Annotated in this window: 15 protein-coding genes; 12 read left to right on the top strand and 3 right to left on the bottom strand. The window is 35.5% G+C overall.

Going from position 1 to position 14,086, the window contains the following annotated elements; all coding sequences use genetic code 11:
• The first annotated feature begins 162 nt into the window (after positions 1-162).
• The 6 genes from BMZ58_RS20615 to BMZ58_RS20590 all read left to right on the top strand — a co-directional run bounded on the left by BMZ58_RS20615 (position 163) and on the right by BMZ58_RS20590 (position 4,363).
• On the top strand, positions 163-588 hold the full coding sequence (locus tag BMZ58_RS20615; protein ID WP_075038409.1) for a GNAT family N-acetyltransferase: 426 nt from the start codon (positions 163-165) through the stop codon (positions 586-588).
• 302 nt (positions 589-890) lie between these two features.
• The gene (locus BMZ58_RS20610; protein WP_075038408.1) at positions 891-1,385 is read left to right on the top strand and encodes a DinB family protein; all 495 of its coding nucleotides are present in this window, start codon (positions 891-893) and stop codon (positions 1,383-1,385) included.
• 291 nt (positions 1,386-1,676) lie between these two features.
• The gene (locus tag BMZ58_RS20605) at positions 1,677-2,192 is read left to right on the top strand and encodes a DinB family protein (protein WP_075038407.1); all 516 of its coding nucleotides are present in this window, start codon (positions 1,677-1,679) and stop codon (positions 2,190-2,192) included.
• A gap of 225 nt (positions 2,193-2,417) precedes the next feature.
• Entirely contained in the window at positions 2,418-2,918 is a 501-nt protein-coding gene (locus tag BMZ58_RS20600; RefSeq protein WP_075038406.1) for a GNAT family N-acetyltransferase, read from the top strand.
• A gap of 127 nt (positions 2,919-3,045) precedes the next feature.
• Complete coding sequence (locus BMZ58_RS20595; protein ID WP_075038405.1) at positions 3,046-3,918, top strand: phosphotransferase family protein; 873 nt, start codon at positions 3,046-3,048, stop codon at positions 3,916-3,918.
• Positions 3,919-4,099: 181 nt separating this feature from the next.
• Positions 4,100-4,363, top strand: a complete 264-nt coding sequence (locus BMZ58_RS20590) for a YesK family protein (protein ID WP_075038404.1) — start codon at positions 4,100-4,102, stop codon at positions 4,361-4,363.
• Between the two features lie 613 nt (positions 4,364-4,976).
• On the opposite strand, the gene BMZ58_RS20580 is transcribed toward BMZ58_RS20590, so the two are convergent.
• From BMZ58_RS20580 to BMZ58_RS20570, 3 genes are all read right to left on the bottom strand, one after another.
• Complete coding sequence (locus BMZ58_RS20580; RefSeq protein ID WP_075038402.1) at positions 4,977-5,771, bottom strand: SDR family NAD(P)-dependent oxidoreductase; 795 nt, start codon at positions 5,769-5,771, stop codon at positions 4,977-4,979.
• A gap of 167 nt (positions 5,772-5,938) precedes the next feature.
• Positions 5,939-6,781 (bottom strand): aldo/keto reductase, encoded by an 843-nt coding sequence (locus tag BMZ58_RS20575; protein ID WP_075038410.1) that lies wholly within the window; start codon positions 6,779-6,781, stop codon positions 5,939-5,941.
• A gap of 29 nt (positions 6,782-6,810) precedes the next feature.
• Positions 6,811-7,995, bottom strand: a complete 1,185-nt coding sequence (locus tag BMZ58_RS20570) for an MFS transporter (protein ID WP_075038401.1) — start codon at positions 7,993-7,995, stop codon at positions 6,811-6,813.
• Positions 7,996-8,201: 206 nt separating this feature from the next.
• On the opposite strand from BMZ58_RS20570, the gene BMZ58_RS20565 reads away from it, so the two are divergent.
• The 6 genes from BMZ58_RS20565 to BMZ58_RS20540 all read left to right on the top strand — a co-directional run bounded on the left by BMZ58_RS20565 (position 8,202) and on the right by BMZ58_RS20540 (position 13,914).
• Complete coding sequence (locus BMZ58_RS20565) at positions 8,202-8,573, top strand: winged helix-turn-helix transcriptional regulator (protein ID WP_075038400.1); 372 nt, start codon at positions 8,202-8,204, stop codon at positions 8,571-8,573.
• Positions 8,574-9,954: 1,381 nt separating this feature from the next.
• Positions 9,955-10,458, top strand: a complete 504-nt coding sequence (locus BMZ58_RS20560) for a GNAT family N-acetyltransferase (protein WP_075038399.1) — start codon at positions 9,955-9,957, stop codon at positions 10,456-10,458.
• A gap of 430 nt (positions 10,459-10,888) precedes the next feature.
• Complete coding sequence (locus BMZ58_RS20555) at positions 10,889-11,152, top strand: CD3324 family protein (protein WP_075038398.1); 264 nt, start codon at positions 10,889-10,891, stop codon at positions 11,150-11,152.
• Between the two features lie 127 nt (positions 11,153-11,279).
• Positions 11,280-11,915 carry a FusB/FusC family EF-G-binding protein gene (locus BMZ58_RS20550; RefSeq protein WP_075038397.1) on the top strand — a complete coding sequence of 212 codons (636 nt, stop codon included), beginning with the start codon at positions 11,280-11,282 and terminating at the stop codon, positions 11,913-11,915.
• 726 nt (positions 11,916-12,641) lie between these two features.
• The gene (locus BMZ58_RS20545) at positions 12,642-13,073 is read left to right on the top strand and encodes an N-acetyltransferase (protein WP_075038396.1); all 432 of its coding nucleotides are present in this window, start codon (positions 12,642-12,644) and stop codon (positions 13,071-13,073) included.
• Between the two features lie 586 nt (positions 13,074-13,659).
• Complete coding sequence (locus BMZ58_RS20540) at positions 13,660-13,914, top strand: hypothetical protein (RefSeq protein ID WP_075038395.1); 255 nt, start codon at positions 13,660-13,662, stop codon at positions 13,912-13,914.
• Positions 13,915-14,086: the final 172 nt, after the last annotated feature.

Below are 14,086 nucleotides of genomic sequence, written 5' to 3'. Positions count from 1 at the left end.
CTAAAGAAGGCGATATTAAGTTAATACCTTTATAAATCTCGAAATCGAGTCTTCAAGAAACGGGGGCAATTGTTCAATAGAGCATTACCCCTTTCTTACATAAGTAAAGGCAATATCGTTGTGCTAAAATATTTTATTCAAGAACTTATATGGAGGAACATTATGAAAATAACTCAACAATGGAATCAAGAAGACAGTAATTATATTCGTAAAAAGGTAATTGAACACAATCTTTCTAAATTACCAGATGAAGTAAAACACCCAGTCAAGAACATTAGCTTTATGCTTCGCAATGAAGAGGAGAAAATTTTAGGTGGCATTACTGGAAGGATTTTTTGGTATAACTTACATATTGAATTCTTATGGGTTGATGAATCTCTTAGAGGAAAAGGTTACGGAAAACAGTTATTAGATAATATAGAGGAAATAGCAAGAGAGAATAGATGCAACCTCATTCAACTAGATACATTTAGCTTTCAAGCCCCAAATTTCTATCAGAAATATGGTTATGAAATAGTAGGTGTAATAGAAGATCATCCTAATAATAATAATCAACAGTATTATCTTTCCAAGAAACTGGCTTATTGAGATAAGTTGTATAACTAAGGGGGGACAAGTTGAAGACTTCTCAAGACATATCTCGAAATTGAGTCTTAAAGTAACGGGGGCATTTCTCTAAGAAGGAGAAATGCTCTTTTTTATGGAAGTAAAGGTTGAGGAGATAGAAACTTTGAAAAGTAATTTTATATATGCAAAAACTCCGGCTGATTGTTGAAGGAAGTTTAAGGATTGGCATGACACCTTATAAGTGAGGTATCCACCACACACCGTAATTGAATTGTGACCAAAGGGATTATCTATTAAAGTAATTAAATTGGAGGGAATAGAAAATGGAAGTAAAAACACTTTTGTTACAACAATGGGCAAGCTGCTTAGATGAAGAAGACTGGTTTCCACCTCTTGAAAAAGTGCTAGAGGATATTACATTAGAACAGGCAATTTGGAAACCAGCTGATGGGTCAATGAATTCCATTTGGGAATTAGTGTGTCATTTGCTTTTCTTTGAAAAAAGATTTCTGATGCGCTTTCTTGGCGAAACAGAGAATGAACCAGACGCAGAAAATAATGAATCTACATTTCAATTACCAAATGAGACGTTAGAAAATTGGAAGGAAACAAAAAAAGAATACTTTTATGTTCACCGTGAACTTGGAAAAATACTAGCAAAATCAGACCATGACGATATGTATAGACAAATTCCAAAAGAAGATTATCCATTAGTACTTGAACTGAAGAGTTTAGCAATGCACGACGCATATCATATTGGGCAAATTGTGTTCCTTAGTAAAATGCAAGGAGCTTGGCCAGAGAAACGAAGTTTTTAAAAAAGCTTCATTAGCTTTACAGTTATTCAATTATAGGGGGAAAATCTGCAACAAAAGGGTTTTCTCCTTATATTAGGGCCAGATTTGGTGAAGACACTTTTGAGATCAATCTATTGAGTGGTTGTGAAAGAACCATTCCCTTATATACTCCTCCAATAGGGGGAGAAAGAAACTGACATTGGGAACTGCGATTTATCCGATAGCTGTTTTGTTGAAATTTATTGGAGATCAAAATGATATGGTTCATAATTAGATATGAGTTGTATTAAACATGAAGGGGAGGGTCTTTGAATGGCACAGCTTGAATTACAATTGTATAACTATAATGAATGGGCAAACAAACAAATTTTTAACCGACTAAAAGAGCTTCCAAAAGATATTTATCGTCAAGAAATTCAAAGTGTGTTCTCATCGATATCTAATGTATTAGCTCATGTTTATCTATCTGATCTTGGGTGGATAGAGGTTTTTTCTGGAAAAAGTATGAACTATGCATTGGAGTTGGCTTCTCAACAAAGAGAAACAGAGTCAAAAGGAATTGATGAAATGGAAGAAATGTTTTTTAATTTATCAGAAAAATACAAGTTGTTCCTAAGTCAAAAGGGGAATTTAGATAAACCTATTGAAATTAAGAATCCATTAGGTGGATTAATGAAAACGAATGTGTCCGAGCTAGTGACTCATATTGTAAATCATGGAACATATCATCGTGGGAATATTACAGCTATGTTAAGACAAATGGGTTATGTTTCTGTAGGGACAGATTACGGACTTTATTTATTTTTAAGACAAAGGGAGAATAAATAAGGATACCATATCAAAAATTCCAAAGAATGGTTTAAACCCAACTAGAGTAGCCCATTTATTCAGTTAAAGAGGGCTATTCTTCAAGAGTGTTTATTTAAATTTTTTCGAAATCGAGTCTTAAAGTATTGGGGGGCATTTCTTATATAAGAGTGTCTCGCTGTAATGTCAGGAATGATAAGTGAGGCATTTAGATGATTGAGATTTGAAAGGGGAGTACATGGAGAAGTGAAATATGAGACCCAAAGGTTAAAGTTTCGTAAGTACAATGATGAGGATTTCGATTACTTATTCTCTTTATTATCAGATCCCGAAATGGTTAGGTTTATAGGTGATGGAAATACAAAAGACGCCAAAAGCACCACTAACTTTTTAAAGTGGATTTATAGTACATATGATGTTGGACCTGATATGGGTTTAATGGTACTAGAAAATAAAAAAGATAATACTCGAATAGGGCATGCAGGTCTGGTACCACAAACAGTTGACGGAGCCGAAGAAATTGAAATAGGTTATTGGGTTTCTCGAGAACATTGGGGAAAAGGTTACGCTACAGAAGCAGCCAAAGCTTTGAAAAATTACGGACTTATTGATCTAGGTGAAAATAGGCTAGTTTCATTAATTCAACCTAATAATATGCCTTCAAAAAAGGTGGCTAATAAAATAGGGATGGATTTTGATAAGGAAATTGTACTTGGAGATCAGAAAGTTCATGTTTACTCAACCTGAATTGAGAATTATCTTGATATCGAATTTTAGAGAAACAGGGGCAATTGTAGCATATAGGTTTCTTTCATTCACCTTTTCATTTAGGACCTCCTCTTATAAAAAACGTTACAGATTGGAGGTTTATTGAGTGAAGAATATTTATGTAGAAAGAATAAGAGAGCTTTATCCTGATTTAGAATTGAATCAAATTGAAGTGAATGATATTGGCCAGAACAATGATGTGTTAATTGTTAATGATACGCTTGTTTTCAGGTTCCCTAAATACATAGAAGGTATAAATAAATTAGAAAAAGAAACGAAAGTATTGGATCATATAAAGGGAAAAGTCAGTTTACCTATTTCTTATCCTCAGTACAGATCCTTTGATCTTTATGAAGTAGGGAAAGTGTTTACCGGCTATCAACTTATTGAAGGTAGTCCTTTGTGGCCTCAAACGATGAAAGAACTGAATAATGAAGAGCAAATACAGGATCTTTCCTCTCAATTAGTTGAATTCCTTTCTGAACTACATTTTCAACCTATCGCCAACTTAGATATAAAGAAACAGAGTGTTGAAGATATACGTCAATCCATAGTAGAGTTGTACGTCAATTTTAAAGATAAGCTATTTCCATATATGAATGAAAACTCAAGGTCGGAGGTCTCTCAAAACTTTGAAGGCTTTTTATCTAATGATAAACTTCTGAATTTTAGTACGGTTCTTATCCACGGGGATTTTGGTGCATCTAATATTTTGTGGGATTCAAAACGTAAAGTAGTATCTGGAGTTATTGATTTTGGAGAAACGGAAATTGGCGATCCAGCGTATGACTTTGCAGGATTATTAGCGAGTTATGGTCAACCTTTTGTCGAAAGATGTCTAAATCAATATCCTGAAGGCACGAAAGTTCTCGAAAGAATAATATTTTATAAAAGCACATTTGCTTTGCAAGAAGCCCTTCATGGATTCGAAAATAACGATATAAAGGCATTTGAAAATGGAATTAAGGATTATAGATAACTCTAATTACTAGTAGAATTATACAAATTATCTCAGTTTCAAGTCTTAAGCTAACGGGGGCGATTGCTTAATTAGAGTGATCGTCCCTATTAATATTGATGTGAATTAAGAATAAACCAAAAATAAAATTCCATTTTATGTTATTTTGAGAAGAGATTACTGGAAAAGGGAGTGATTAAACATGTTACAAGGTCCCTTTCTTGTAACTATTGTACCTGGGGTAATTGTCTTATTAATAACTTGGTGGCTTAGAAAGAAAGACCTTCCCATATTTGTGCGAAATGTTCCGGGAATTTTAACCTTACTTGTAGCGATAACATTATTTTATATTGGATTCGCGAGAATTAGGGGCTTCGAGGGAGGAGCATATGGGATATTAGCATTCTTTTTGCTACTTGTTTCGATAGTATCTTTTGTTATTGTAAACCCACAAAAGCATAAGTGAGGTTGTAAGTATCTTGGAATCGATTTTCAACAAACGGGCTGTTCATAATATAGTTGAACTTTTATTACGTAAGTGCAGGGAGATGTAATTTTCTATGAAAAAAACCTTCTCAACTTTAGGCGGGATCTTTTTCATTCTTTCTATTATTCCATTCTTAGGTCAATTGACTAGGCAGGGCAAAGGAATATATGAATTCTTCATTGACATCAGTATATTCTTACCTTTAGCGCTCGGCCTAGCTGGTTTATTATTTAGTATTTTTGGCATTAAAGGTCAAAACCAAACTTATCCTGACTATACTCAATATTGGAAGTTCGGTCTTTTGGTCTTTTATTGCATTTGTTGCTATCTACGGTTTTCAAAATCCCTAAAGAATGGCTTTAAATCTTGAATTCGAGTCTTAAACAATCGGGGGCTTTAGCTTAACAAGCCAAATTTAAAAGTCGAATTCCTTAGTATAAGGAATTCGACTTTTTTAGGTTGAAATTTGCTTAGCGTATAATATCCGGGTTTTGTCGGCAGGAACCCTTATTGAAATGAGTAGGTCGTTAGGTCCTAATGGTTTCGTCGGAACGTACCTTTGCAGATTATTATATTAAAATTTCTTTGTTTATTAAAATACACTACGTACTAATCCCCCATCTATTCGTAACGCGGAACCATTAATGGCTGAGGAAAGAGGACTACTTAAGAAAGTGACAAAATGTGCAATTTCTTCGGGCCGAATAAGCCTTTGAATAATTGAAGTTGGTCGATTCTCTTTCATAAATCGTTTTTCAGCTTCTTCCAATGTCATTTTCTCATTAGGATAAAGACTATTTAACATAGTTGCTACTCCTTCTGTTAAAGTGGAACCTGGCATAACAGTGTTGACAGTAACATTTGTTCCTTTAGTCAGCTCAGCTAAACTGCGGGAGAGCGAGAGCTGCATAGTTTTTGTCGCACTATAATGAGCCATTTCTTGGGATGGCATAATCGCAGCTTCGCTAGCGATAAAGATGACTCTGCCTTCTTTTTTCTGGATCATTTGTTTTAGATACTGGCGAGTAAGTCGAACACCACTCATGATGTTGGTCTCAAACAGCTTAAACCAATCTTCATCTGGGATATCAAAGTATCCAACAGGTTCAAAAATTCCCAGGTTGTTAATAAGAATGTCTACTTCAGGATACTCCTCAATAACCTTTTGGCATCCTTGTTCTGTTCCTAAATCAGCTACTACTGAATGAAGGATAGCGTCAGGATATTTTGCTCGAATTTCTTTTATAGTTTGATTAACCTTTTCTTCACGACGCCCATTAATAAGCACAGTGGCCCCTTCTGCCACTAATGACATGGCGATTGCTTTTCCAATTCCTGATGTAGACCCCGTAACTAGTGCCATTTTTCCTTTAAAATACAGTTGCATGCAGGTCCCTCCCAGATTCGTGTTTTAGACGATTAACCTATATAGAAATGAATATTTACGTTTAATAGTGTGGGTCACTCCTCTTACTTTACACAGCAATAAGAGGAGTAACCCTCTACTCAAAAGGATGTAGACGAAAAAATGCGACTATATCTTTCTGCGTCTTATTAGAAGTCAAAATTGTCTGGGTCTGGTCCGACTCGATAATTCTGATTCAAATCATCAATGATTTGCATTTCCTCTTTTGTCAATTCAAAATCAAACACATTCGCATTTTCAATAATTCGATGCTCTTTTGTTGATTTCGGAATTGTAACAACCCCGTTTTGCAGATCCCAACGCAAGATAATTTGGGCGACAGATTTATTATGCTTATCTGCAATTTCGCGTAAAACTTCATTGTCTAACAACTGACCTTGCATTAATGGTGACCATGCTTCAAGCTGGATACCGTTGTCCTGACAAAATGCTTGCAGTTCTTTTTGAGTTAATCTCGGATGGTTTTCTACTTGATTGATCATCGGCTTAATTTCGGCATCCTTCATTAAGTCTTCTAAATGGTGAATTTGAAAATTACTTACACCAATTGCTTTTATTCGGCCTTCTTTATAAAGAGTTTCTAAAGCTCTCCAAGCATCTTTATATTTTCCTTCAACCGGCCAATGAATCAAATATAAATCTAAATACTCTAAGCCAAGTTTCTTTAAGCTTGTTTCAAAAGCAGCAATCGTTGATTCATATCCTAAATCTGCGTTCCAAACCTTCGAAGTGACAAATAGCTCTTCTCTTGAAATTTCTGCTTCTTTTAATCCTTCTTGGATCCCTTTGCCAACACCTTTTTCATTCTCATAAATTGCTGCGGTATCTACGCTACGGTATCCATGTTTAATCGCTGCTTTTACTGCGTTTACTAATTCAGGACCTTCTTCGACTTTAAAAACTCCAATTCCAAGCCAAGGCATTTTCACACCATTATGCAAAGTTGTTGTATCTTGTAAATTTTTTACCATCATCTTTAAAACCTCCAAAATTTTATGTTTTACTTACTTGATCTTTTTTCCAAAGCTCTACTAAATCCAGTTAAGATTGCAGCCCCTAAAACCATAAGTGACCCAATCCAGGACGTATGGATAAGTCCTATCGAGTCTGTAATAAGACCGCCAAAATAGGATCCAATCGCAATCCCGGCGTTAAAAGCTGCAATATTTATTGCCGATGCCACGTCAACCGCACTAGGAACAAAGCGCTCAGCCAGCATCACAACATATACTTGTAATCCCGGCACATTCATAAATGCTAACAGACCCATCAAAAGAATCGTTATTAATCCAGCAATTTTAAATGGTGCTGTAAACATCAAAATAAATAAGACGACTGCTTGTACAATAAACATATAAAACAATGCGCGAATTGGATTTTGATTCGATAGCTTTCCACCAATCATATTTCCAATCGCAATGGCAATTCCATAAGCTAATAAAATGACAGCCACAGTTCCTTCTTTAAACCCAGTGATATCTTGAAGCAATGGTGATAAGAAGGTAAACACGACAAATGTCCCGCCATAACCTAAGGCTGTAATAATAAATACAAGAAATAACCGACCATTTGTCACAAGCTTAAGCTGGTCACGAAAAGTTGTTTTTATTCCTTTTCGTAAATTAGATGGAACAAGAATGCTATTTGCAATTAAGGCAATGACACCAATAATAACAATGGTAATAAAGGCTGTTCTCCAACCTAGCTGCTGCCCAATAAAGGTTCCAAATGGAACACCAGTTATCGTTGCTACTGTAAGACCTGTAAACATTATGGAAATCGCACTAGCTTTGCGATTTTCCGGAACTAAATCGGCAGCTATTGTCGATCCTATTGACATGAAGACCCCATGTGAAAATGCTGAGATCACACGTGCTACTAGCAATAACCCAATCGTCGTAGAGATTGCAGCAAGAGTATTGCCAATAATAAAGACAATCATAATCCAAAGTAATAATGTCTTACGTGACATTCTCGACGTCAAAGATGTCAAAACAGGAGCCCCAAATGTTACCCCTAAGGCATATAAAGAAACCGTTAACCCTGCAGTGGTCACCGGAATACTTAAGTCATTTGCAATAAGAGGCACTAATCCGACACTGATAAATTCAGTTGTTCCGATTGCAAAAGCACTTACGGCTAAGGCAAGCAATGCTAACGTGCTTTGCTTTTTACTTACATCCATATTGCCTCCTCCTCTCTTCTGTTATATAAATAGAAACTTTCTTTTAAGCGAATAGTAAATCTTAAAGAAAGTATAGTTTGAATCAGCCGACAAATGTTATTATGATATATATCATTCATAAAGAGAAGTACGCACTTTATTGTTATATAGGGACTTAAAAGTAATATAGGTACTTTTTAGTGCCTATAAGAAAGAGGAGGACAAACATGCAAAAAAAGAAATACAATATCTCTGTGGAAGCGACATTAGAAGTCATAGGTGGAAAGTGGAAATGTGTGATCCTTTGCCATCTGACTCACGGAAAAAAACGAACAAGCGAATTAAAGCGCCTCATGCCAAATATCACACAAAAAATGCTTACTCAACAGCTGCGCGAGCTTGAAGAGGATGGTGTCATCAATCGAATCGTGCACAACCAAGTTCCACCAAAAGTAGAATACGACCTTAGTGAATATGGACGAAGTTTAGAAGGTATCCTAGATTCACTATGTGCATGGGGTGAAAAACATTTAACGAAAGTATATGGAGATAAATTTTCTGTTTTAGAAGATAGTGTGTTGAACGAACAGCTTAAGTGAGGGGATACGGAGTATGGTCCTCTGGGAATTATTTAATGTGATTAGTAATTCTTTTCATCTATTTTCCGTTTGGAGGTAACGATAGGTCTGATTTGTTACCTCATTACTTCCAACTCACTTGGATCGGACATGATTAGATCCGATTCGTTACTCTTCTTCTTCCGACTCACTTAGAACAGGTACAAATAACCGGAGGTTAATTGTAAGACAGATAAATAAAACAGCCGATTCCTTAAAGATAGAAGGTGAAATCGGCTGTATTATTTTTTAATTTCCTTAGGGTACAAAATTTCCGTTGACGGTATCCCCTTTAGACCATTATTAAAACGATTATAATATGTAAGTATATGGAACTCACAGATCAGTCTTTGGAATATCTTTAGACAGCATGGGTGAAAGAAACAGCAGAAGATTTCTTTGCAAAGTATTATTCAATATAAATATAAAAAGTAAACCCAGAGCATAAGGTTTCTAGATCATCAATTGGGCATAAAAGATTCTTCTATTTACGATGGTTGGCTACAATTAAAGAATAAACAATAAAGGAAGAATCAAAGAATACCTTGGTTTCAAGTCTTCCGGATAAGGGGGCTTATCCTTAATAATGATAAGCTTCTTTTTTGTAAATATCATTGAGTTATATCCAATATTTTGAAATACTTTGTAGTATGAGGTGGAGGATGTTATATGGAATTTATAATACCAGCAATGTTTCTTGCTTTACTCAATTTTGTATTTAAATATGCTGGTGAAATTCGAATGAATTGGGTAGGTGGCTGGTCTTACATTAGGATTTATCACTTTTATTAATGGAGTTGTATTTTTAATTTGGGATTAACCATCAAAGAAGAGAAAAATTGAACTCATCATCTCAAATAATTTGTAATTCAAAGCAATTAGGGGACCTGTAAAGTTGATACATCATATTGGTGACATGCTAAAGTAAAAAAAACGCAAAATATACCTCGAAATCGAGTCTTACAGAATACCAGCTAATAGAATGTCAATAGGTAAGGGCAAAAAAGATTAACCAGACATGGTACAATAAAAATGAACATACTAAATAAACTTCAACAGTATTAGTTTGAAGTATTTTCTATAAAAGTATTTTATTGGTTTATTCTAAATCACATAAGCCTTTTTACTTTTCAAGATGGCATATATCCAATAAATGAGCTTATTTGCAGACACAATGATCATCACCTTATGTGGTTTGCCTTCTTCGCGTTTCTTATGGTAATAAGCTCTTAGTTTTGGGTTGCGATTCTTAAGACAGCCCAGGACAGTCGGAACATCTTGTGATCTTAAATGGCTTCTACTGGTTTCTTAAGCTGCGACAAATCATACTGTTCCGGAGAGGGAAATAGGAGCGTGAGAGCGAATGGAAAGTGAAATCTTTATTGATGATATGCTTCCAGAGGATTGGGAGGAAGTTAGAAAAATTTATTGTGAAGGAATTGCAACAGGAAATGCAACCTTTCAAAAAGAAGTTCCTTCTTGGGGAGAGTGGGATAACAGTCATACGCCGGAATGCCGGATAGTTGCTCGCTCAAAAGGAGAAATTTTAGGATGGGCTGCACTAAGTCCTGTTTCAAATAGATGTGTTTATGCGGGAGTGGCTGAAGTAAGTGTGTATGTTAGTCAAATTAGTGAAGGAAAAGGCATAGGAAGTTTCCTGTTAAAGTCCTTAATTGAAAAAAGTGAAGATAATGGATTTTGGACGTTACAATCAGGAATTTTCCCTGAAAATGTATCAAGTCTCAAAATACATTATAAGAACGGCTTTCGAGAAGTTGGACGGCGGGAACGAATAGGAGAAATGGATGGTATGTGGCGAGATACAATATTATTAGAAAGAAGAAGTAAAGCCATAGGAACTTATTAAGCTGACGAAGGCGTTAGTTGAAAATATGCTTCAACTATCTCGAAATCAAGTCTTATAGAAACGGGGGCGATTGTTCAATTTGAGCAATCGTTTTTTGCTAACGAGCAGGAGTGTTGAAGTGATTTTGAGATTAATAAAAGTATTGGTAATATGGTATTACAATAAATGTGAACTTAAATTTATAAAAGAAAAAGCATTATTTTTCAATAAACCTTAACTGGCAGACAGCCTCACAAGCCGATATAATGGTTGTAGAATAATAACAAAGGGTGATGATGGCTATGATGCCTTATATTGCAGCAACTCATGCAAAGTCTATTGGTTAAACGGGCGATGCTTTGCATGAGGTGATCAGTCGCTTAGGATCGCTTTTACCACAGACTTTGTACCTTCCATTTATGTATGTAAGTAAAGAGAAGGGGCTGTCTGTATGAATTATGTAAAAGCTAACGAGGTCCTGCCGCAGGAGCTCATTGAAGAAATCCAGAGATATGTCCAGGGAAAGACTCTCTACATTCCAAAGCCGAAAGATGCTTATGAAAAATGGGGTGGTCGTTCTGGGGCGAAAGCTTTTATGAAAGAGCGCAATCTTTCGATAAAATCGGAGTTTAAAGCGGGGATCTCCATCGATGAACTTATGGAGAAGTACCATCTATCCGTAGAAACAATAAAGAAGATTGTTTATACGAAATAAAGCGGAAGACCTGCTCTCGGGTCTTCTTTTTTTATGGCAATTTTAATTCTAAATGAAAGTCTGCCTAGGATCTGCAGGAAATTTTTCATAAAATTAAATGTGTAATAAATATAAAGGGGGAATTTATATGGAACCGTTTTTGGAGCCTTATCAATATCATTTTCTAAAGTCACAGGGCCTAAAATTAGTGAATGCACAGATCAGCTCAACAGATACTAATGTCATCAAAGCGGTCCGGGGAATAGTTGAGGACAGTATTTTGTATCAATTTCAGCATTGTGCGAAGGAAGAGAGGCAGCTAGTGGAACGGATGAATGCTGTTAAGGATGAGCGTGAGGTTGAGCAAATATTAACAGAGCTACATCCATTCATTATTCCTTTTCAAGCCACAGAAGAACAGATTCAAAAGCTTTTTCCTAAAGTGAAAAAGCTAAAAGTCCCTGATTTGGACTTTATGAATACAAAGCAAATCACATATCTAACGTGGTGGGACCCGGGCACACATAAAAAGTTTATCGTCACCGTAAGGGAAGGAAAACAGTGGGGTGTGTATGGAACTTTTCAGAAAGCGGCGCAGAAAGGGATTTGCTCGATTTGCGGGCGGCATGAAAAGACCGGGCTTTTCTTAGTGGAACGAAAGGGAAAAGAAATAGGCACGTACAAGAAAAAAGGAAATTATATTTGCAGTGATGGCGAGGCTTGTAATCAAAACCTGACTCGTCTTGATAAGCTGGATGAGTTTCTGGCTCGTTTAAGTCGTTAAAATGTTTGGTTATTTAGAAGCAATTAACTCGATAGAACAATTGGTGAATTGCATTAAATCATACTCAAAAAAAGCTGAAGGTATATACATGAAGGAGCATCCTTCTTTTGAAAAGGATGATATTGTGATTAACGGTTATGAATATCAATAAGATGAATGAAGACTTACATTTACAATTTGCAATTATTTAATGGATAGGAACCTTATTTTTGTTTTCTTTTTAATCACAAAAAGGCGGAAATGCTTAATTACATTGATTTCAAGTCTTCCATAATTGGGGCAATTTTTAAGTAAGGGGGTTAATATGGTTTAAAAAATTACTGTGGTAATAATAAGGACGCCACCTTATAGGTGGAGTCCTTAACCAAATCTGGGCATTTTCTACATGTTCTCACTAAATTGGTTTGAAATTGTGAGAAGTTTAGGTCATCACAAATTGTAATTAATACAATACTTCTTTAGTGTAAACTCGCTTTAAACAATTAAAGAATGGTTGGTGTTATCTTGATTTCAAGTATTCAAGATAAGAGGGCGATTGTTCAATATGAGCAATCGCTTTTTCGCTAACAGGCAGGATTGTGGAAGACTCAGACTAGAGATATTTTGAAACAATCTTCTTATCCAATCGTATGAATTTGTTGAATCGCTTTTAGGTTACACAAGGGGGTTTAATGCGTAAAGAGACTGTCTTATATTTCAATTTATTTTAATTTGAGAGGTGACAACATGAACATTAGGAGAAGTAAAGAAACGGAACTTAATAGATTGGTCGATATATGGTACGAAGGATCCATAATAGCACATGATTTTATTGAGAACGATTATTGGGAATCGCAGCGAAATGAAATGAGAGAAAAGTATCTCCCAATGGCTGAAACTTATGTTATAAGTGATGAAAAAGAGGTGGTAGGATTTATATCAATGGTCGATAATTATCTGGCTGCTTTATTTATTCATGTTAATCATCAAGGAGAAGGATACGGACAAAGATTATTAAATTATATAAAAAAACAAAAGAATATAATACAACTGAAAGTGTACGAGAAAAATAGCCAAGCCGTTAATTTTTATTTAAAGAATGGTTTTGCAATAAAAGAAAAATTATTAGATGAACGCACAACCGAGGGAGAATTACTGATGAGATGGGAGAGGGTTTGATGACATCCAGTCAGTCTGTTGAAAATTATTTTGGAACTAAGTCCTTAACTAACGGGGGCATTTCTTCAACAAAGAACAGGTCTCCTTTTTTTGTTTAGAGTATTTATCTGGAAGAGTCAGTCGCAGGATATTAGACAGTTTGAAACAAATCAAACCCTTTTTTCGTAGATGAATTGAAAACAAAATGAACTAATGGAGTATGTGTAGTCTTCTTTGGGAAGTTTAGAGGTGATTAAATTGCTAAGTTAATTCAGATTCTTCCTATTCATGGTTGTTGGCCTTTCATTATGGCATGTAGTTTTCTCCTCAAATAACCTAACATTTGTAGATATAAAAGGGATCTCACTTTTTACTACATTATTTAAATGGTTATTCGAGGGGGCTTTTGAAAAAATAGAATCAAGGACATCCTAATTGGTGTCGAGTAGGGGTTCTTGAATTAGAAGCGAGAGGATGGTTCCAGAGCTTCCGGCAAGAGGTATAAGAACCATCCCCGGGGGTATAAATCAGCAGAACAGCAAGATATATCTCGAATCCGAGTCTTACATAAACGGGGGCGATAGTTGCGTAGCAGTTATCTTTTATTGTGCTAACGAGCAGTGATTTTAAATATGGATTTTTGATTTTAATAGGATGTGAACCATTAGCGAAGGAAACGATGGATTTTTATGAAAGCACAGAGAGTATTGACCTCTCAGGTGAAAATATCAATTCTATATCAATAAATTCATATGAGAACGAGGTAATAAATACCTTCGGAAAACCAAGTGAAGTCGAAGAAATAGAAGATCCAAAATCAAAATATTTAAGCTACGATGGTGTGGAGTTTTTAAGAAAATAGGTTGGAAGGAAGATAATTGAGCTTAGAGTGGCATTAGTGAAAGATCTGCTTCATTTTATTTCGATTTCAAGTCTTACAGAAACGGGGGCTAATCTTTAATATTTGACACTAATCAAATAGTTCATTAGCTGGGAAGTAAAAGGACGCAACTTTACGAACGTTGCGTCCTTTT

Source organism: Halobacillus dabanensis, assembly GCF_900114165.1.
In the GTDB taxonomy this organism is placed as follows: Bacteria; Bacillota; Bacilli; order Bacillales; family Halobacillaceae; genus Halobacillus; species Halobacillus dabanensis.
The sequence above is the reverse complement of the archived record's forward strand: the minus strand, read 5'-3'. Positions and strand labels throughout refer to the sequence as shown.

Coding starts and splice junctions, on each gene's coding strand:
- BMZ58_RS20615 (WP_075038409.1), top strand. CDS start 163: ATGAAAATAACTCAACAATGGAATCAAGAAGACAGTAATTATATTCGT.
- BMZ58_RS20610 (WP_075038408.1), top strand. CDS start 891: ATGGAAGTAAAAACACTTTTGTTACAACAATGGGCAAGCTGCTTAGAT.
- BMZ58_RS20605 (WP_075038407.1), top strand. CDS start 1,677: ATGGCACAGCTTGAATTACAATTGTATAACTATAATGAATGGGCAAAC.
- BMZ58_RS20590 (WP_075038404.1), top strand. CDS start 4,100: ATGTTACAAGGTCCCTTTCTTGTAACTATTGTACCTGGGGTAATTGTC.
- BMZ58_RS20580 (WP_075038402.1), bottom strand. CDS start 5,771: ATGCAACTGTATTTTAAAGGAAAAATGGCACTAGTTACGGGGTCTACA.
- BMZ58_RS20575 (WP_075038410.1), bottom strand. CDS start 6,781: ATGGTAAAAAATTTACAAGATACAACAACTTTGCATAATGGTGTGAAA.
- BMZ58_RS20570 (WP_075038401.1), bottom strand. CDS start 7,995: ATGGATGTAAGTAAAAAGCAAAGCACGTTAGCATTGCTTGCCTTAGCC.
- BMZ58_RS20565 (WP_075038400.1), top strand. CDS start 8,202: ATGCAAAAAAAGAAATACAATATCTCTGTGGAAGCGACATTAGAAGTC.
- BMZ58_RS20560 (WP_075038399.1), top strand. CDS start 9,955: ATGGAAAGTGAAATCTTTATTGATGATATGCTTCCAGAGGATTGGGAG.
- BMZ58_RS20555 (WP_075038398.1), top strand. CDS start 10,889: ATGAATTATGTAAAAGCTAACGAGGTCCTGCCGCAGGAGCTCATTGAA.
- BMZ58_RS20550 (WP_075038397.1), top strand. CDS start 11,280: ATGGAACCGTTTTTGGAGCCTTATCAATATCATTTTCTAAAGTCACAG.
- BMZ58_RS20545 (WP_075038396.1), top strand. CDS start 12,642: ATGAACATTAGGAGAAGTAAAGAAACGGAACTTAATAGATTGGTCGAT.